Raw genomic sequence first — 17330 nt, 5'->3', positions numbered from 1 at the left:
CTCCCCATGATTACTTCCCTGTTGGTGGCCAACCGGGGCGAGATCGCCTGCCGCGTCTTCCGCACCTGCCGGGAACTCGGCATCGCCACCGTCGCCGTGTACTCCGACGCCGACGCGGACGCCCTGCACGTACGCGAGGCCGACACCGCGGTACGGCTGCCGGGGGCGGCGCCCTCGGACACGTACCTGCGCGGCGACCTCGTCGTGAAGGCCGCGCAGGACGCGGGCGCCGACGCGGTCCACCCCGGCTACGGCTTCCTCTCCGAGAACGCCGGGTTCGCCCGCGCCGTCCTCGACGCCGGCCTCGTCTGGATCGGGCCGCCGCCCGGCGCGATCGAGGCGATGGCGTCCAAGACGCGCGCCAAGGAGCTGATGGGCGTCGCACCGCTCGCCCATGTCACCGAGGCCGACCTGCCCGTCCTGGTGAAGGCGGCGGCGGGCGGGGGCGGCCGCGGCATGCGCGTCGTACGCGAACTCGCCGCGCTCGAAGGGGAGCTGGCGGCCGCGCGGGCCGAGGCCGCCGCCGCCTTCGGGGACGGCGAGGTGTTCGTCGAGCCGTACATCGAGGGCGGCCGCCACGTCGAGGTGCAGATCATGGCCGACGCGCACGGCACCGTGTGGCCGCTCGGCACCCGCGACTGCAGCCTCCAGCGCCGCCACCAGAAGGTCATCGAGGAGGCCCCCGCGCCCGGCCTCGCCCCGGAACTCGTCGCCGAACTCCACGAACGGGCCGTGCGCGCAGCCCGCGTCACCGACTACCGCGGCGCGGGCACCGTCGAATTCCTGGTGGCCGGCGGCCGGGCCCACTTCCTGGAGATGAACACCCGCCTCCAGGTCGAACACCCCGTCACCGAGGCCGTGTTCGGCATCGACCTGGTGGCGCTGCAGATCCGCGTCGCCGAGGGCGAAGCCCTCGACGCGGCGCCCCCGGCCCAGCGCGGACACGCCGTCGAGGCCCGCCTCTACGCCGAGGACCCGGCGGCCGGCTGGGCCCCGCAGACCGGCACCCTGCACCGCCTCGACGTCCCCGGCGACGTGCGCCTGGACACCGGCTACACCGCGGGCGACACCATCGGCGTGCACTACGACGCGATGCTCGCCAAGGCCGTCGCCCACGCGCCGACGCGCGCCGAGGCCCTGCGCAGACTGGCCGGCGCCCTGGAACGCGCCGCCGTCCACGGCCCCGTCACCAACCGCGACCTGCTCGTACGCTCCCTGCGCCACCCCGAGTTCACCGCGGGCCGCATGGACACCGGCTTCTACGACCGGCACGCCGCCGCCCTCACCACCACCACCCCCGACCCGCACGCACCGCTCGCCGCCGCGCTCGCCGACGCGCACGGCCGCTCCCGGTTCGGCGGCTGGCGCAACCTGCGCTCCCAGCCCCACCTCAAGCGCTACCGCACCGAACCCGACGGCACCGAACACGAGGTCCGCTACCACCACACCCGGCAGGGGCCCGCCGCCGAAGGCGTGACGGTGCTCGGCGTGAGCGAGGGGCTCGTGGTGCTCGAAGCCGACGGCGTACGGCGCACGTACACGGTCACGCGGTACGGGGACCGCGTCCACGTCGGCACACCCCGCGGGGACACCGCCCTCACCGCGCTGCCGCTGCTCCCCGAACCCACCGCCCACCGCGCGCCCGGCTCCCTGCTCGCCCCGATGCCCGGCACCGTCGTCCGCGTCGCCGAAGGGCTCACCGAGGGCTCGCCGGTCAGCGCCGGGCAGCCCCTCGTCTGGCTGGAGGCCATGAAGATGGAGCACCGCATCACCGCTCCCGCCTCCGGAACGCTCACCGCCCTGCACGCCGTACCCGGCCGCCAGGTCGAGGTCGGCGCGCTGCTCGCCGTCGTCCAGGAGGAAGAAGCCTCATGAGCACCGCTCGCACCACGTCGCGCAGCACCGTCCTCGAAACCGACGAGCACCGGGCGCTGCGCACCGCGGTCGCCGCCCTCGGCCGCCGGTACGGCCGCGACTACCTGGCCCGCGTCGCCGCCGCCGGCGGCCACCCCGACGAACTCTGGGCGGACGCCGCCGGACTCGGCTACCTGGGCGTCAACCTGCCCGAGGAGTACGGCGGCGGGGGCGGCGGCATCGCCGAACTCTCCATCGTGCTCGAAGAGCTGGGCGCGGCCGGCTGCCCGCTGCTGATGATGGTGGTCTCGCCCGCGATCTGCGGCACGGTCATCGCCCGCTTCGGCACCGAGGAGCAGAAGCGGACCTGGCTGCCCGGACTCGCCGACGGCTCGCGCACCATGGCCTTCGGCATCACCGAACCCGACGCCGGCTCCAACTCCCACCGCATCACCACCACCGCCCGCCGCGACCCCGACTCCGGCGACTGGCTGCTGACCGGCCGCAAGGTCTTCATCTCCGGCGTCGACATCGCCGACGCCACCCTCATCGTCGGCCGCACCTCCGACGCGCGGACCGGCAACCTCAAGCCGTGCCTGTTCATCGTCCCGCGCGACGCCCCCGGCTTCGGCCGGCGCCGGATCGACATGGAACTCCAGGCCGCGGAGAAGCAGTTCGAGCTCGTCCTCGACGACGTGCGGCTGCCCGCCGACGCGCTCGTCGGCGACGAGGACGCGGGGCTGCTCCAGCTCTTCGCGGGCCTCAACCCCGAGCGCATCATGACCGCCGCGTTCGCGCTCGGCATGGGCCGTTACGCGCTGTCCCGCGCCGTCGAGTACGCGCGGGAACGCAGCGTGTGGAAGTCCCCGATCGGCGCCCACCAGGCCATCGCGCACCCCCTCGCCCAGTGCCACGTCGAGATCGAACTGGCCCGCCTGATGATGCAGAAGGCCGCCCGGCTCTACGACGAGGGCGACGACGTCGGCGCGGGCGAGGCCGCCAACATGGCCAAACTCGCCGCCGCGGACGCCTGCGTGAAGGCCGTCGACCAGTCCGTGCACACCCTCGGCGGCAACGGCCTCACCAAGGAGTTCGGGCTCGCCTCCCTCATCGTGGCCTCCCGGGTGGCCCGGATCGCCCCGGTGAGCAGGGAGATGATCCTCAACTACGTCTCGCACCAGACGCTTGGCCTGCCCAAGTCCTACTGACCCGCCGAGGAGCTGCCATGAGTCTCGTCGTCTCCTCGCCGCGGCGCGGGATCACCGACCTCACCCTGGACTTCCCCGACCGCCGCAACGCGCTCTCCGCGGAGCTGGTCGGCGCCCTCGCCGAGGCCCTCGCCGGCCTAGGCGACGACCCGGCCGTCCGCGCCGTCCAGCTCACCCACACCGGCACGGCGTTCTGCTCGGGCGCCGACCTGAAGGCGCCACCCGACCCGCGGGACTTCGTACGGCTGCTGCGGCAGATCGTGGAGCTGCCCAAGCCCGTCGTCGCCCGGGTGGACGGCCACGTCAGGGCGGGCGGCCTCGGGCTGCTCGGCGCCTGCGACCTGGCCGTCGCGGGCCCGGCCGCCACGTTCGCCTTCACCGAGGTGCACATCGGCGTGGCCCCCGCGGTGATCTCCCTGCCCCTGCTGCCCCGCCTCGACCCGGCAGCCGCCTCCCGCTACTACCTCACCGGGGAGCGCTTCGACGCGGCGGAGGCGGCCCGGATCGGCCTGATCACGGCGTACGGGGCCGACGCCGGGGCCACCCTCGAACCGCTGCTCGACGGGTTGCGCGCGGCGGCGCCGGGCGCCCTGGCCGAGACGAAGAAGCTGCTCACGGCTAGGGTGCTCGACGCATTCGACAGCCAATCGGACGCCCTCGTGGCCCTGTCCGCGCGCCTCTTCGGCTCCGCCGAGGCGCGCGAGGGCATGACGGCGTTCCTCGAACGACGGGAGCGCCCATGGGTGCTGTGACCGCCGCCGACGGGACCGCGCGGGACCGCGCGCCCAAACAGGACCGCAGCCGCGCCACGCGGCTCAGACTCCTGGAGGCCGCCGTCTCCTGCCTCGCCGAACACGGCTGGGCGGGCTCGACGGTCTCGGTGGTCGCCGAGCGGGCGGGCGTCTCGCGCGGCGCGGCACAGCACCACTTCCCGACCCGGGAGGACCTCTTCACGGCGGCCGTGGAGTACGTCGCCGAGCAGCGCTCCACCGCGCTGCGCGCCCTCCCCGCAACCGACCCGGCCTCGGTGGTCGCGGCCCTGGTCGACCTCTACACCGGCCCGCTCTTCCGCGCGGCGCTCCACCTGTGGGTGGCGGCCTCGAACGAGCCCCAGCTCGGCACGCGGGTCACGGAACTGGAGGCCCGCGTCGGCCGCGAGACCCACCGCATCGCGGTGGGTCTCCTGGGCGCCGACGAGTCCCGCCCCGGCGTCCGGGAGACCATCCAGGGCCTCCTGGACATGGCGCGGGGCCTGGGCCTCGCCAACCTCCTCACGGACGACGGGGCGCGGCGGGAGCGGGTGGTGGCGCAGTGGACGGTGCTGGTGGAGGGGGCGCTGCGGTGAGCGTCGCCCGCTGAGCGTCAGCGCGCGATGTCCCCGAACCCGTCGATCTCCCGGGGGCTGCGGGAGCCCGGCCCCACGTACCGTGCCGAGGGGCGCACGAGCCGGCCCGTCCGCTTCTGTTCGAGGATGTGCGCCGACCAGCCCGCCGTCCGCGCACACGTGAACATCGACGTGAACATGTGCGCCGGCACCTCGGCGAAGTCCAGGACGATCGCCGCCCAGAACTCCACATTGGTGGCGAGGACCCGGTCGGGCCTGCGGGCGTGCAGCTCGTCCAGGGCGGCCTTCTCCAGCGCCTCGGCGACCTCGAAGCGGGGCGCCCCCAGCTCACGGGCGGTGCGCCGGAGCACCCGCGCCCGCGGGTCCTCGGCCCGGTAGACCCGGTGCCCGAAGCCCATCAGCCGCTCGCCCTTGTCCAGGGCCTGCTTGACGTACGCGACCGCGTCCCCGGTCCGCTCGATCTCCTCGATCATGCCGAGGACCCGCGAGGGGGCACCGCCGTGCAGCGGCCCGGACATCGCGCCGACCGCGCCGCTCAGCGCCGCCGCCACGTCCGCGCCGGTGGAGGCGATGACGCGGGCGGTGAAGGTGGAGGCGTTCATGCCGTGCTCGGCGGCCGACGTCCAGTAGGCGTCGACGGCCTGGACGTGTTTGGGGTCGGGCTCGCCGCGCCAGCGCTTCATGAACCGCTCGACGACCGTGTCCGCCTTGTCGATCTCCCGCTGCGGCACCATCGGCAGCCCCTGCCCGCGGGCCGACTGGGCCACGTACGACAGGGCCATGACGGCGGCGCGCGCCAGATCCTCGCGGGCCCGCTCCTCGCTGATGTCGAGCAGCGGGCGCAGCCCCCAGACGGGGGCGAGCATCGCGAGGGCGGACTGGACGTCGACGCGGATGTCACCGGAGTGCACCGGGATCGGGAAGGGCTCGGCGGGCGGCAGGCCGGGGTTGAAGGCGCCGTCGACGAGCAGGCCCCACACGTTCCCGAAGGAGACGTGGCCGACCAGGTCCTCGATGTCGACACCGCGGTAGCGCAGCGCGCCACCTTCCTTGTCCGGTTCGGCGATCTCCGTCTCGAACGCGACGACTCCTTCAAGTCCGGGTACGAAGTCGGACATCAGGCGGCTCCTCGTGATGGGTTCGACATGATGGTTTTCGAGTGAGGCAAGGCGATCAGCTCATGACCATCGGTCAGAAGTGGGCGAACACGGCCCGGTTACGCGGTCCAATCCGCCCATCTGTGGCGAATTCGTCGACTCGCGGTCCGGAACGTGCACTCCGGTGATGCCCAGTGAGGCTGGTGGTCACCCAACCGATTCGGCAGCAGGACGATATCCCTTGGTGCCACCTTTGGCGATGCGATACGGCACTCAGTGCCACACGTCACCTCGCCGGGCCGCACCGCGCCCGCGGGCCCGGCCCCCGATGCGGCAGGATGACTGTGTGACCGACGCCAGCGCCGCTTTCCCGACATCCCCGCCCGAGCCGGCCGACATGCGTGAGCAGTACGTCACCGAGGGGCTCACCGAGGACGACCTGCCCGCCGACCCCATGGAGCAGTTCGCGCGCTGGTTCAAGGAGGCGGCCTGCGAGGGCGGCGCCGTCCACGAGCCGAACGCCATGGTCGTCTCCACCGCCGACGCGACCGGCAGGCCCAGCTCCCGCACGGTGCTCCTGAAGGGCTTCGACGAGCGGGGCTTCGTCTTCTTCACCAACTACGGCTCCCGCAAATCCCGTGAGCTGGCCGCCAACCCGTACGTCTCGCTGCTCTTCCCCTGGCACGCGGTGGCCCGTCAGGTGATCGTCTCCGGCCGCGCGGAGCGCGTCGGGCGCGAGGAGACCGTCGCCTACTTCCGGACCCGGCCGCACGGCTCCCAGCTCGGCGCCTGGGCCAGCGCCCAGTCGTCGGTGCTCGGCTCCCGGGACGAACTGGACCGCGCCTACGCCGACTTGGCGGCCCGCTACCCCGAGGGTGAGCAGGTCCCGGTGCCGCCGGAGTGGGGCGGCTTCCGGGTGCGGCCGCTCGCGGTGGAGTTCTGGCAGGGCAGGGCGGACCGCCTGCACGACCGCCTGCGGTACGTACGCCGGGAGGCGGGGGAGGGGTGGCGCGTCGAGCGCCTGAGCCCCTGAGGCCCTTCAGGCACTGAGCCCCTGAGGCCCGTGGCGGGGCCCGCCTACGTCGGCGGGGCCCCCGTCAGGACCCCGTCCAGGAACGGTTCGATCGCCGCCCGCCACGCCGCGGGCTGGTCGTAGTGGACGAGGTGTCCGGCGTCCGCCACCTCCGCGTACTCCCCGCGGGGCAGGACGCGGACCATCTCCTGGGACTCGGCCCGGCCGAGCTCGCCGTCCTGGCCGCGCACGACGAGCGCGGGACAGCGGACCTGGATCAGCTCCTCCCAGTGCGCGTCGTGCACCCACGTCTCGCGGGACTCCAGCATCTGCGCGCGGTCGAAGACGGGCCGCCAGCCGTCCGGGCCCTCCGTCATCACCTCGGCGAAGAACTCGCCGCGCGCGGGGTTGGGCCGCTCCACCCAGGGGTCGTCCTCGCCGAACCACCTGCGGACGTCGGCGAGGGTCGCGAACGGCACCGGCCAGGACTTGAACCAGTCCTCCCACTCCCGCTGGGAGGCGGCCCCGAGCGCGGAGGCCCGCATGTCGCAGATGATCAGGCCCCGGACGAGGTCGGGGCGGCGCGCGGCGAGCTGCCAGGCGGTGAGCGCGCCCATGGAGTGGCCGACGAGGACGGCGGGCGCGAGGTCGAGCTGGACGAGGGCGGCCTCGGCGTCGTCCACGTATGCATCGCGGGTGTAGGGGCCCTCGGCGGGCTTCTCGCTCCTGCCGTGGCCGCGCTGGTCGAGGGCGACCGCGCGGTGCCGCTCGGAGAGCCAGCGGGCCGTACCGACCCAGTGGGAGGCGCGGCCCATCAGGCCGTGCAGCAGGAGCACCCCGCCGGGCGGCCCCTCGGCCTCCCTGAGCTTGGGAGGATCGGCGTACTCCCAGGCGGCGAGGCGTACGCCACCCGCGCCCGTCACGTCGATGCGCCGCACCATGATTCCTGGCACCCCCCTTGGTTCCGCTCGGGTTCCACGCCTGGTCCTGCTCCACGCCCCCGCACGTTATCGAACTTTCTTTCGAAAAAGGCCGGTTTGCCGGTAACACCCCTCGTTCGGGTGACCACGCTCAAGGATTGACCGGCGCGGCCGAGGGGAGATCTTCATCGGGAGGCGGACCGCTCGGGGAAACCGGTCCGAGGGGAATGACCCTGAGAGCTCGGGGCTCCGGGTCAGTACAGGGGAGGACAGGCCCCGGCGCTCACGGGCGCCGGGGCCCTCGCCTTCTCGCGGCAGGCGGGGCGCACACGGGCGCGCGCCGGGCGGGCGTCCGAGCTCACCAGACGGGCACATCCTCCAGCCCCCTCTCCGGCCGTGCGGCCAGACCTGGCGCCGACACGGTCAAGAGCCCTCAGGTCATATGCCTCTCGCGACAGCCTCGCACGCAAAACGCTCGGGCGCTGCGATTCCGCACACTGAATCTTGGACTCCGCAAGATCTCGTGGAGATCGTGAGGCCTTGTCAACTTCCCCTCCGACAACGGAAGTTGACCTCAGCCCTCCGCAAGGGCGCGAAACCGCCCGGGGCGGGGGCCCGGCCGCCGGGTGAGGACGGCCGGGCGGACCCGCGCGACGGTCAGCGCTTGGCCACGAAGACGTGCGAGGCGACCTCCGCGGTGAGCTCAGCGGCCTCGCCGCTGCTCCCCACCAGGACACCGCCCGCCGACTCCGTCACGCTCACCACGGAGCCCGGCTGCACGCCGGCCCGCCGCAGTGTGTACATCAGCTGGGCGTCCGTCTGGATCGGCTCGCCGATGCGGCGCACCACGACCGTCTTGCCCTCGGAGCCCGGGTCCAGCTCCGTCAGGGAGACCATGCCCTCGTCCAGGAACGGGTCCGCGCCGTCCTTCTCGCCCAGCTCCTCGAGGCCCGGGATCGGGTTGCCGTACGGCGACTCGGTGGGGTGGCGCAGCAGCTCGAGGACGCGGCGCTCCACCGCCTCGCTCATCACGTGCTCCCAGCGACAGGCCTCGGCGTGCACCTGCTCCCACTCCAGACCGATCACGTCGACGAGCAGGCACTCCGCGAGGCGGTGCTTGCGCATGACGCGGGTGGCCAGGCGGCGGCCCTCCTCCGTGAGCTCCAGGTGCCGGTCGCTGGCGACCGCCACCAGGCCGTCACGCTCCATGCGCGCCACGGTCTGGCTCACCGTCGGCCCGCTCTGGTCGAGCCGCTCGGCGATCCGGGCGCGCATGGGGACCACACCTTCCTCCTCCAGCTCGAGGATGGTGCGCAAATACATCTCAGTGGTGTCAATCAGCCCCGACATGGGTGCCCCTCAGAATTCGCTCGTGCGCTGGCCCTGCCCTCAATTCTGACGCATACCACTGACAAGCGTGCCGCGCCGGTGGAATTCCCGCCCCGGACCGGCCTGCGACAGTGTTGACAGGGTGCAGGTCCAGACCGCAACGTGATGCGAATGAGCTCGAAGAGCGAGAGCAAGCTGGCAGGTCAGTATTTCGACGCCGCGATCGACCTGCTGCGGCGGGTCCGCGACGAGGAGTCCGGGAACGTCACGGACGCGGGCACCCTGCTCGCCGACGCGGTCGAGTCCGGCGGCCGCCTCTTCGCCTTCGGCGCCGGCCACTCCTCCCTCGCCGCGCAGGACGTCGTCTACCGCGCGGGCGGCCTCGCCCTCATCAACCTCCTCGCCGTCCCCGGTGTCGTCGGCGTCGACGTCATGCCCGCCACGCTGGGCTCCGCCCTGGAGCGGGTCGACGGCCTCGCGGGCGCCGTCCTCGACTCCTCGCCGGCCCGCCCCGGCGACGTCCTGGTGATCGTCTCGCTCTCCGGACGGAACTCCCTGCCCGTCGAGATGGCCATGAACGCCCGCGCGCTCGGCCTGAAGGTGATCGGCGTGACCTCGGTGGCGTACGCCACGAAGACCCGGTCCCGGCACGTCTCCGGCACGTTCCTGAAGGACCACTGCGACGTCGTGATCGACTCCAAGATCGGGGTCGGGGACGCTGAGCTCACCCTCGACGGCGTCGACGCGCCGTTCGGGCCCGCCTCCAGCGTCGTCACCAACGCGCTGATGCAGGCCATGACGGCCGCCGCCATCGAGGAGCTGACCGCACGCGGCGTCCAGCCCCCGGTACTCCGTTCGGGCAACGTGGACGGCGGCCACGACTGGAACGGCCGGATCTTCCAGGAGTACGGCGACCGGATCTTCTACCGCCACTGATCCCCCTCCGGCCGGCCCGCAAGCCCCCGCGGGAAGCGGACGCGCACCGTCAGGCCGCCGTTGTCCGTGTTCGGGTGGGCCGTCGCCGCCGTTCCGTGGGCGTGGGCGATCGCCGCCACGATGGAGAGGCCGAGGCCCGCCCCCTCGCCCGGGGCGTGCGTGCGCTCCTGGGCGCGGCGGAAGGGCTCGAAGAGGTGCGGGACCGCCTCCGGCGGGATCACCGGGCCCGTGTTGGTGACCTCCAGCGTGCCGTCGCCGGTGACGCGGACCGCCACCCGGCCCTGCGGCACGTTGTACCGCACCGCGTTCGCCACCAGGTTGTGGATCAGACGGTCGAGCAGCACGCCGTCGCCCTCCACGGTCAGCGGATCGGCCCGCACCGACACGGTGACGCCCCGCCCCGCCGCCTCCCCGGCCAGGCCCTCCGCGACCGCGTGCGCCAGCACGTCCACCGCGACCGGCTCCCGCCGCTGAAGCCCCTGCTCCGACGTGGCGAGCAGCAGCAGCCCCTCGATGAGGCGCTCGCTGTCGTCGGCGACCGAGACGAGCTTCGTACGGATCCTCGCGACCTTCTCCGGGCCCGGCTCACCGGCGAGCCCGATCTCGGCGGCCGCCCGCTGCACCGCCAGCGGGGTGCGCAGCTCGTGCGCCGCGTTGGCCGCGAACCGCTGCTGCGCGCCGACGAGCCGCTCTATCCGGTCCAGCATCTCGTCGAAGGTGTCGGCCAGGTCCTTCAGCTCGCCCGGCGGCGCCTCCAGCGCGATCCGCTCGTGCAGGTTGGCCCCCGAGAGGCGCCGCGCCCTCCCCGCGATCACCGCCACCGGGCGCAGCACCCGCCCCGCCATCCACCAGGCAAGCGCGACCGACAGGACGGCGTACGCGGCGAGGACGATCACCGAGACCGTCAGGAGCCGGTTGAGCGCCGCCTCCCCCGCGAGGTCGCTGATCTCCGTGACGGCGAGGCCCTTGTCGAGGCCGGACGGCACCCCCTCCATCCGCCGGGCGGGCACCGCCGAGGCCACCGGCACGGGCACCGGCACCGTGTTCCACGGCGGCACGGTGCCCCGGGGCACGGCCGTGGTCACCGCCGTACTGATCGACGTGTACACGCCCTGCTGCACCAGCAGGTAGACCAGGCCGGTCAGCAGCGCCCCGGCGAGCACCAGCAGCCCCCCGTACAGGGCCGTCAGCCGGGACCGCTCGCCGCTCATCCGCATCCGGAGGCGCGCCGGCGCCCGCCGGATCACAGCGAACGCCCCGCGATCCGGTACCCGGCGCCCGGCACCGTCTCCACCACGGCCGGCTCGCCCAGCTTCGCGCGGAGCTTGGAGAGGGTGACCCGCACCGCGTTGGTGCGGTAGCTGGTGTCCTCCTCCCACACCTGTTCGATCAGGTCCTCGCCGCTGACCACCGCGCCGTCCGCCCGCAGCAGCGCCTCAAGGACCGCGAACTCCTTGCGGGACAGCGACAGATGACGCCCGTCCCTGCTGGCCTGGCGGCGCGCGGTGTCCAGGACGAGGCCCGCCCGCTCCAGCACCGGAGGCAGCGCGGGCCGTGCGCGCCGGCCGAGCGCCAGGACGCGGGCGAGCAGCTCGTCGTACGCGAACGGCTTGGTCAGGTAGTCGTCCGCGCCGAGCCCGAGCCCCGCCACCCGGTCACGCACCGTGCCCGACGCGGTCAGCATCAGGACCCTGGTCAGCAGCCGCTGCCCGACGACGCGGCGGCACACCTCGTCGCCGTGCAGGCCCGGCAGGTCCCGGTCGAGGATCATCACGTCGTACTCGCCGAACTGGAGTTTCCGCAGCGCGGACAGGCCGTCGGCCGCGACGTCGACGGCGAGCGCGTCGCGGCGCAGCCCCTCGGCGATCATCTCGGCCAGGAATTCCTCGTCCTCCACCAGCAGTACGCGCATGGGCCCCTGTGTACCTGAGAGTGACCTTTCGCCGGTGTAAGCGTCCCCGTTGAGAGAGACGAAACCCCGCTCCCCGCCAGCCTGTGCGCGTCAGTCACGTCACGCCGCATCCAAGGGGAAGCCACATGAGGACAGCCCGCACCACCCGTACCCGCTCGGTGGCCGTCGCGTCGGCCTTCGCCGCCCTCGCCCTGTTCGCCGGGGCCTGCTCGAACGACTCCGGCTCGTCGTCCGGCTCGGGCTCCGGCTCGTCGGACCGCGCCGACGGCGGAAAGGGCGCCGACGCCGACAAGGCGTTCAAGGAGCGCGAGTGCCTGCGCAAGCACGGCCTGAAGGTCGCCGAACCCAAGTCCGGCGAGGACGTCCGCGGCATCACCATCGGCGGCGACCTGAGCAAGGAGAAGATGCAGGCCGCCATGAAGGAGTGCGGCATGGGCGGCGGCTCCAAGGGCGGCGGCGTCTCCCAGGCCGACAAGGACAAGATGCTCGAGTACGCCCGGTGCATGCGCAAGAACGGCTTTCACATGCCCGACCCGAAGTTCGACGGCGGCGCCATGCAGGCCCAGCCGATGCCCAAGGGCGCCGAGGCCAAGAAGATGGAGAAGGCCGCCGAGGCGTGCAAGGGCATCGTCGGATGAGGCGCCGCACCGCGGTCGCCGCCACCGTCGTCACCTTCCTCGCGATCACCGGCGGCGGGGTCGCCGTCACCGCCCTCGCCGACGGGGGCGGCAAGCAGGACTCCGGCCACCGGGACGCGGGCCTGCCCCCGGCCACCACACCCGTCGAGCGCGGCGACCTCAGCAGCGGCACACAGGTCGACGGCACCCTCGGCTACGCCCAGGAGTGCAAGGTCAACGCGGGCACCACCGGCACCCTCACCTGGCGCACCGGCACCGGCTCCACCATCCGGCGCGACGGCCGGCTCTACGAGGTGAACGGCACCGCCGTCCGCCTGATGTACGGCACCGCGCCCATGTACCGCACCCTGAAGCCCGGCGACAAGGGCACCGACGTACGCCAGCTCGAACAGAACCTGGTGGCGCTCGGATACGGCTCCGGCCTCGCCGTCGACGACACCTACACCGATGCCACCGCGGCCGCCGTCAGAGCGTGGCAGAAGGCCCACGACCTCAAGCGGACCGGCCGCGTCGGCCCCGGGCAGATCTCCTTCCAGCCGTCCGCGGTCCGCGTGAAGTCCGCGGCCGCCACCGTCGGCGACCAGGTCGGGCCGGGCAAGCCGGTGCTCTCGACCACCGGCTCCGAACGGGTCGTACGCGTCGAACTCGACGTCGCCGACGGCGGTTCGGCGAAGAAGGGCACCAAGGTCACCGTCACCCTCCCGGACGGTGCCACGGTCGACGGCAGGGTCGCCTCCGTCGGCAGGACCGCCGAGCCCGGGGACGACCCCAACGACAAGACCCCCAAACTCCCCGTCACCATCGCCTTCGACGACCCCGGCGAGGTCGGCGGCTTCGACCAGTCACCGGTCACCGTCGACCTCACCGGCGAGACCCGCGAGAACGTCCTCTCCGTCCCCGTCAACGCGCTCCTCGCGCTGCCCGGCGGCGGATTCGGCGTCCAGGTCGTCGAGAACGGCCGCACCCGCGACGTCAAGGTCCGCCTCGGCATGTTCGGGCAGGGCCGCGTCGAGGTGAGCGGCGGCGGGCTGCGGGAGGGCATGAAGGTCGGGGTGCCCAGGGCATGAACGGCACCGAAACAACCGCGCCCGTCGTTGAGTTGAACGCCGTGACCAAGGAGTACCCGGGGGGTGTCGCCGCCCTCCGCGGCGTCGACCTGACCGTCACCGCGGGCGAACTCCTCGCCATCGTCGGCCCGTCCGGCTCCGGCAAGTCCACCCTCCTGCACATCGTCGGCACCCTCGACCGGCCCACCGCGGGTACCGTCGCCATCGCGGGACACGACGTCGCCGCCCTCGGGGACCGCAGCCTCTCCGCGCTGCGCGCCCGCCACATCGGCTTCGTCTTCCAGGCGTTCCACCTCGTCCCCGGCATCAGCGCCCGCGACAACGTCGCCGAAGGCCTGCTCTACTCCGGCCTCCCGCGCGCCGAGCGGCGCCGCAGGGCCGCGTACGCCCTGGAACGCGTCGGCCTCGCCGACCGCATGGGACACCGCCCGCACGAACTGTCCGGCGGCCAGAAACAGCGCGTCGCCATCGCCCGCGCGGTCGTCGGCGAACCCGACCTGCTGCTCGCCGACGAGCCCACCGGCGCGCTCGACTCCGCATCCGGCGAGGCCGTCATGGCCCTGCTGCACGAGCTCAACGCGGAGGGCGCGACCATCGCCGTCATCACCCACGACACGGAGATCGCCGGACGGCTGCCGCGGCAGGTCCGGATCAGGGACGGGCAGGTCGTCGCGGACACGCGGCGCGCGGAGGCCGCCGCATGAGGGCGCGCGGGCGTACGCGGCGGGGCGGGGCCCCGAAGGCGGCGCGGCTGAGCCCCCGCGACGTCCTGCACGTCGGCTCCGCCGGGCTGCGCAGCCGTCCCGTACGGGTCGTCCTCTCCGCGCTCGGCATCGCCATCGGCATCGCGACCATGGTCGCCGTGGTCGGCATCTCCTCCTCCAGCAAGGCCCAACTGATGGCCGAGTTGGATGAACTGGGCACGAACATGCTCGTCGCCTCGCCGGGCGAGGCGATGTTCTCCGGCGAGAAGGTGACGCTCCCCGAGGACGCGGCCGGCCGGGCAGCGCGCGTGAAGGGGGTCGAGGACGTCGGCGCCACCGGCGACCTCGAACGCTCCGTGCGGCGCAGCGAGAAGATCTCCGAGGACGAGACCGGCGGGATCACCGTGAAGGCCGCGACGGAGGGGCTGCTGAAGGTGCTGCGCGGAGAGACGGCGCGCGGCAGCTGGTTCAACGCCGCCAACAGCCGCTACCCGTCGGTGGTCCTCGGCCACGTCGCGGCGGAGCGCCTCGGCATCACCTCGCCGGGCCAGCAGGTGTGGATCGACGACCGGTACTTCACCGTCATCGGCGTCCTCGGCCCGCTGCCGCTCGCCCCCGACATCGAGCGGTCGGCGCTGACCGGCTGGGACGCGTCGAAGAAATTGCTCGGTTTCGACGGGCACCCGACATCGGTGTACGAACGCTCCACCGACGGCTCCGTGGGCGACGTGCGCAGGCTCCTCGCCCCCTCCATCGACCCGGAGAACCCGCGCAACGTCCAGGTCACCGACCCGTCGTCGGCGCTCAAGGCGAAGGCCGCGACGGAGGGCGCGTTCTCCACGCTGCTCCTCGGGCTCGGCGGGATCGCGCTGCTGGTGGGCGGGGTCGGCGTCGCCAACACCATGATCATCTCGGTGTTGGAGCGGCGGTACGAGATCGGCCTGCGCAGGTCACTGGGGGCGACGCGGGGCCAGATCCGCGTCCAGTTCGTGACGGAGTCGCTGATGCTGTCGGGTCTCGGCGGCCTGGCGGGCGTCGCGCTCGGCGCGGCGGCGACGGCCGCGTACGCGGTGTCCGGCGGACTGCCGTGGGTGGTGCCGCCCTGGGCCATGGCGGGCGGCTTCGGCGCGACCCTGGCGATCGGCACGGTGGCGGGGCTCTATCCGGCGGTACGGGCGGCACGGCTCTCCCCGACGCTGGCGCTGCACGCGGTGTAGCGCGGCGGGGACGGGCGCGGTCCCCGGCAGTCCCGGGCCTCGGCGATCCGGGCCCCGGAATCCCGGGCCCCTAGAAGGGAGCCAGGGCCGCGCCCGCCTTGTCCAGGAGGGTGAGGGTGCGCTGCACGAGCAGGCCGTCCTCGTCGAAGCCGAAGACGTCCACGGCCTTGGTGCCCCGCCGCGCCAGGCAGAGCGGGCGGCCCGTGGTGAAGCCCGCCCGCTTGGCGGTGATCGGCGACCAGGCCGCCCCGTCGTGCGTCGCCCAGCCCAGGTGGCCGGAGGCGAGCACGCCCACCAGCAGCACGCGGTTGCCGGTGGCCAGCAGCTGCAGGTTCATCCACCAGGCGGCGACCGGGTCCCCGCGCTCGGGGCGGTACAGCGGCGGCAGTTCACCGGTGGGGCCCTCACCGGTCTGCCAGTCCGATGCGGCGCGCTTCAGGGTGGCGTGCCGCAGCCGCGTACGCGACCGGTCCTGGACGACGACGTGCAGCGTGCGGTCGGCGGTGCGGACCGCCGCGACCCCGCTCGCCGCGGCGACGCCGTCGAGTCCGGGGACCGGGGCCGTGGCCGGTGCCGCCGGGCGGCCGCGGGCGAACGTCCAGCGGGTGTGCACCACCTGCCAGGCGCGCGGGTCGTTCCAGGGCGGCAGGGAGTAGTCGTGTCCGACGTGGAACGCGTCGAGCCTGCCCGCGTCGTGGACGGCGTCGGCGGGCGAGGGCAGCAGCGCGAGGTTGCTGCCGCCCGCGACGAGCAGCGGGTCCCGGCCGCCCGCCCTGCCGGGCGGCGGGACGGTCTGGACGTTGTTCGTCCAGTCCACGTCCGGGCCCGCCTGCGAGAACTGCCGTACGAGCCGGTGCTCGCCGTCGACGTACACCAGGTCGAGGGCGAGCGGGGTACGGGACGCGGCCGCCAGGGGGGTGCCCTTGCGGGCCGGGTTCCGGGCGGGGTTCACGGGCTGCGGGTGCGGCGGGTAGGGCTGACGCGGTGTCAGCCACCGGATACGGATCCGGCCGTCGGCGCCCAGCAGGAAGATGTGCCGGGACTGCGCGTCGGAACTGCTCGCGGCGATGCTCGTGGCGTCGAAGCCGTCGACGCCCTGCGGGGGCGGCGGGACGGTGTCCCGGGGCAGGACCGGTGTGACGCCGAGCGGGCCGGTCTTCCCCGCCTTGTCCCGTACCGCCGTGAGGAGGTGCTCGGTGGTCGCGGCGAAGAGCCGCACGCGGTCCGGGGCCGTGTGGTGCTGGGTCGCGGCCAGCGCGATCGCGGCCCTCGGGTGGGCGGGGTCGAAGACCTTCGCCTCGTCCCAGTCGACGTCCCGGAAGCTGCGCGGGACGCGGTGGTTCTGGGGCCGGCCGTCGGCGTCCGGCCAGGTCAGGGCGGCGCCCTTGGGCTGGGCGTACTGGACGGCGACCACGTTGTCCGCGTACTGCCAGCGTTCGGAGGTGCCGACGCCCCACTTCGGCAGCGGGTAGGGGGCGAGCCGGAAGGTGTTGTTGTTCCACTGGAAGCGGTCCACCTCCGGCACCGACACGGCGAAGAACACCGGCCGGAACGTGAGGACGCGCGGATCGAGGAGGGTACGGGGGTCCAGCTCGGCGCGGTAGCAGTAGAACCCGGGCCGGTACCCCGAGAGGGAGACCGCGAGCAGCCACGACAGGATGTACTCGGCCGTACCGGTGGCCGGGTTGGCCCAGGCCCCCGGCCCCTTGTTCAGATGTCCCTCGATGTCCAGATAGAGCGTGGCCCCGGCCTCCAGGCCGGCGCGCCGGGCGAGGCCGACGGCGGCGAGCCCGTCGTCCCCGCCGTCGACGGTGCGGAAGATGCCTCCCGGCACGGCGGGCTTGTTCTTCGCCGGGTCGGCCTTGGCCCCGTCGATCTGCGCCGCCCCGAAGGGGACCCAGATCGGCAGCACGGTCCAGCCCGGGTCCCTGAGGTCCCACAGCCGGGCGGACCAGGTCGTGGCGTCGTCCCCGCGGAGGTGGGCGAGGTAGAACCCGATGAAGCGCAGGTTCGAGCGGCGCCACAGCCACGACAGGCGGGGGTCCCAGACCATGATGTCCATGCCGGGATACGTGGTCGGCATAGCGGCCC

The 17330-nt window shown here is 73.5% G+C and carries 16 protein-coding genes; 10 read left to right on the top strand and 6 right to left on the bottom strand.

Annotated features, from left to right (window positions below):
- Positions 1-6: 6 nt before the first annotated feature.
- Genes ACZ7DY_RS27165 through ACZ7DY_RS27150 form a run of 4 tightly spaced genes read left to right on the top strand, consistent with a single transcriptional unit; the run spans position 7 to position 4407 of the window.
- Positions 7-1875 carry an acetyl/propionyl/methylcrotonyl-CoA carboxylase subunit alpha gene (locus ACZ7DY_RS27165; protein WP_471139383.1) on the top strand — a complete coding sequence of 623 codons (1869 nt, stop codon included), beginning with the start codon at positions 7-9 and terminating at the stop codon, positions 1873-1875.
- Positions 1872-3062, top strand: a complete 1191-nt coding sequence (locus tag ACZ7DY_RS27160; RefSeq protein ID WP_471139381.1) for an acyl-CoA dehydrogenase family protein — start codon at positions 1872-1874, stop codon at positions 3060-3062. Before ACZ7DY_RS27165 ends, ACZ7DY_RS27160 begins: the two co-directional genes overlap by 4 nt.
- Positions 3063-3079: 17 nt before the next feature.
- Complete coding sequence (locus ACZ7DY_RS27155; protein ID WP_471139379.1) at positions 3080-3814, top strand: enoyl-CoA hydratase family protein; 735 nt, start codon at positions 3080-3082, stop codon at positions 3812-3814.
- On the top strand, positions 3802-4407 hold the full coding sequence (locus tag ACZ7DY_RS27150; RefSeq protein WP_471139376.1) for a TetR/AcrR family transcriptional regulator: 606 nt from the start codon (positions 3802-3804) through the stop codon (positions 4405-4407). The genes ACZ7DY_RS27155 and ACZ7DY_RS27150 overlap by 13 nt, the downstream gene beginning before the upstream one ends.
- Before the next feature lie 17 nt (positions 4408-4424).
- Here the strand turns inward: ACZ7DY_RS27150 and ACZ7DY_RS27145 are convergent, their stop codons facing one another.
- A complete protein-coding gene (locus ACZ7DY_RS27145) occupies positions 4425-5525 on the bottom strand; it encodes a citrate synthase 2 (protein WP_471139375.1) in 1101 nt (366 codons plus the stop codon).
- 307 nt (positions 5526-5832) lie between these two features.
- Here ACZ7DY_RS27145 and pdxH point away from each other — a divergent pair, with 307 nt between their 5' ends.
- The gene (gene pdxH / locus ACZ7DY_RS27140) at positions 5833-6537 is read left to right on the top strand and encodes a pyridoxamine 5'-phosphate oxidase (RefSeq protein WP_471139374.1); all 705 of its coding nucleotides are present in this window, start codon (positions 5833-5835) and stop codon (positions 6535-6537) included.
- Between the two features lie 44 nt (positions 6538-6581).
- On the opposite strand, the gene ACZ7DY_RS27135 is transcribed toward pdxH, so the two are convergent.
- Together ACZ7DY_RS27135 and ACZ7DY_RS27130 are read right to left on the bottom strand one after the other, a co-directional pair.
- A complete protein-coding gene (locus tag ACZ7DY_RS27135) occupies positions 6582-7457 on the bottom strand; it encodes an alpha/beta fold hydrolase (protein WP_471139371.1) in 876 nt (291 codons plus the stop codon).
- A 636-nt stretch (positions 7458-8093) separates the two neighbouring features.
- Positions 8094-8786 (bottom strand): metal-dependent transcriptional regulator, encoded by a 693-nt coding sequence (locus tag ACZ7DY_RS27130; RefSeq protein WP_355807864.1) that lies wholly within the window; start codon positions 8784-8786, stop codon positions 8094-8096.
- A 150-nt stretch (positions 8787-8936) separates the two neighbouring features.
- On the opposite strand from ACZ7DY_RS27130, the gene ACZ7DY_RS27125 reads away from it, so the two are divergent.
- Complete coding sequence (locus tag ACZ7DY_RS27125) at positions 8937-9701, top strand: SIS domain-containing protein (RefSeq protein WP_471139369.1); 765 nt, start codon at positions 8937-8939, stop codon at positions 9699-9701.
- Here the strand turns inward: ACZ7DY_RS27125 and ACZ7DY_RS27120 are convergent.
- Complete coding sequence (locus ACZ7DY_RS27120; protein ID WP_471139367.1) at positions 9689-10912, bottom strand: sensor histidine kinase; 1224 nt, start codon at positions 10910-10912, stop codon at positions 9689-9691. The genes ACZ7DY_RS27125 and ACZ7DY_RS27120 overlap by 13 nt on opposite strands.
- 32 nt (positions 10913-10944) lie before the next feature.
- Positions 10945-11613, bottom strand: coding sequence for a response regulator transcription factor (locus tag ACZ7DY_RS27115; RefSeq protein ID WP_471139365.1), 669 nt, complete (start codon positions 11611-11613; stop codon positions 10945-10947).
- 125 nt (positions 11614-11738) lie between these two features.
- On the opposite strand from ACZ7DY_RS27115, the gene ACZ7DY_RS27110 reads away from it, so the two are divergent.
- The 4 genes from ACZ7DY_RS27110 to ACZ7DY_RS27095 are packed head-to-tail and all read left to right on the top strand — an operon-like array spanning position 11739 to position 15239.
- Positions 11739-12251: a hypothetical protein gene (locus tag ACZ7DY_RS27110; protein ID WP_471139363.1), complete on the top strand. Its 513-nt coding sequence runs from the start codon at positions 11739-11741 to the stop codon at positions 12249-12251.
- A complete protein-coding gene (locus ACZ7DY_RS27105) occupies positions 12248-13318 on the top strand; it encodes an efflux RND transporter periplasmic adaptor subunit (RefSeq protein WP_471139361.1) in 1071 nt (356 codons plus the stop codon). Before ACZ7DY_RS27110 ends, ACZ7DY_RS27105 begins: the two co-directional genes overlap by 4 nt.
- The gene (locus ACZ7DY_RS27100) at positions 13315-14022 is read left to right on the top strand and encodes an ABC transporter ATP-binding protein (RefSeq protein WP_471139360.1); all 708 of its coding nucleotides are present in this window, start codon (positions 13315-13317) and stop codon (positions 14020-14022) included. Before ACZ7DY_RS27105 ends, ACZ7DY_RS27100 begins: the two co-directional genes overlap by 4 nt.
- Positions 14019-15239, top strand: coding sequence for an ABC transporter permease (locus ACZ7DY_RS27095; protein ID WP_471139358.1), 1221 nt, complete (start codon positions 14019-14021; stop codon positions 15237-15239). The genes ACZ7DY_RS27100 and ACZ7DY_RS27095 overlap by 4 nt, the downstream gene beginning before the upstream one ends.
- A gap of 70 nt (positions 15240-15309) precedes the next feature.
- Here the strand turns inward: ACZ7DY_RS27095 and ACZ7DY_RS27090 are convergent, their stop codons facing one another.
- On the bottom strand, positions 15310-17322 hold the full coding sequence (locus ACZ7DY_RS27090; RefSeq protein ID WP_471139357.1) for a glycoside hydrolase domain-containing protein: 2013 nt from the start codon (positions 17320-17322) through the stop codon (positions 15310-15312).
- Positions 17323-17330 lie beyond the last annotated feature (8 nt).

The sequence above is a fragment of the Streptomyces sp. NPDC037013 genome, assembly GCF_055607265.1.
The sequence above is the reverse complement of the archived record's forward strand: the minus strand, read 5'-3'. Positions and strand labels throughout refer to the sequence as shown.

Bases quoted from the DNA above. Each gene is read 5' to 3' on its own strand.
- ACZ7DY_RS27165 (WP_471139383.1), top strand. From the start codon at position 7: ATGATTACTTCCCTGTTGGTGGCCAACCGGGGCGAGATCGCCTGCCGC.
- ACZ7DY_RS27160 (WP_471139381.1), top strand. From the start codon at position 1,872: ATGAGCACCGCTCGCACCACGTCGCGCAGCACCGTCCTCGAAACCGAC.
- ACZ7DY_RS27155 (WP_471139379.1), top strand. From the start codon at position 3,080: ATGAGTCTCGTCGTCTCCTCGCCGCGGCGCGGGATCACCGACCTCACC.
- ACZ7DY_RS27150 (WP_471139376.1), top strand. From the start codon at position 3,802: ATGGGTGCTGTGACCGCCGCCGACGGGACCGCGCGGGACCGCGCGCCC.
- ACZ7DY_RS27145 (WP_471139375.1), bottom strand. From the start codon at position 5,525: ATGTCCGACTTCGTACCCGGACTTGAAGGAGTCGTCGCGTTCGAGACG.
- pdxH (WP_471139374.1), top strand. From the start codon at position 5,833: ATGCGGCAGGATGACTGTGTGACCGACGCCAGCGCCGCTTTCCCGACA.
- ACZ7DY_RS27135 (WP_471139371.1), bottom strand. From the start codon at position 7,457: ATGGTGCGGCGCATCGACGTGACGGGCGCGGGTGGCGTACGCCTCGCC.
- ACZ7DY_RS27130 (WP_355807864.1), bottom strand. From the start codon at position 8,786: ATGTCGGGGCTGATTGACACCACTGAGATGTATTTGCGCACCATCCTC.
- ACZ7DY_RS27125 (WP_471139369.1), top strand. From the start codon at position 8,937: ATGAGCTCGAAGAGCGAGAGCAAGCTGGCAGGTCAGTATTTCGACGCC.
- ACZ7DY_RS27120 (WP_471139367.1), bottom strand. From the start codon at position 10,912: ATGAGCGGCGAGCGGTCCCGGCTGACGGCCCTGTACGGGGGGCTGCTG.
- ACZ7DY_RS27115 (WP_471139365.1), bottom strand. From the start codon at position 11,613: ATGCGCGTACTGCTGGTGGAGGACGAGGAATTCCTGGCCGAGATGATC.
- ACZ7DY_RS27110 (WP_471139363.1), top strand. From the start codon at position 11,739: ATGAGGACAGCCCGCACCACCCGTACCCGCTCGGTGGCCGTCGCGTCG.
- ACZ7DY_RS27105 (WP_471139361.1), top strand. From the start codon at position 12,248: ATGAGGCGCCGCACCGCGGTCGCCGCCACCGTCGTCACCTTCCTCGCG.
- ACZ7DY_RS27100 (WP_471139360.1), top strand. From the start codon at position 13,315: ATGAACGGCACCGAAACAACCGCGCCCGTCGTTGAGTTGAACGCCGTG.
- ACZ7DY_RS27095 (WP_471139358.1), top strand. From the start codon at position 14,019: ATGAGGGCGCGCGGGCGTACGCGGCGGGGCGGGGCCCCGAAGGCGGCG.
- ACZ7DY_RS27090 (WP_471139357.1), bottom strand. From the start codon at position 17,322: ATGCCGACCACGTATCCCGGCATGGACATCATGGTCTGGGACCCCCGC.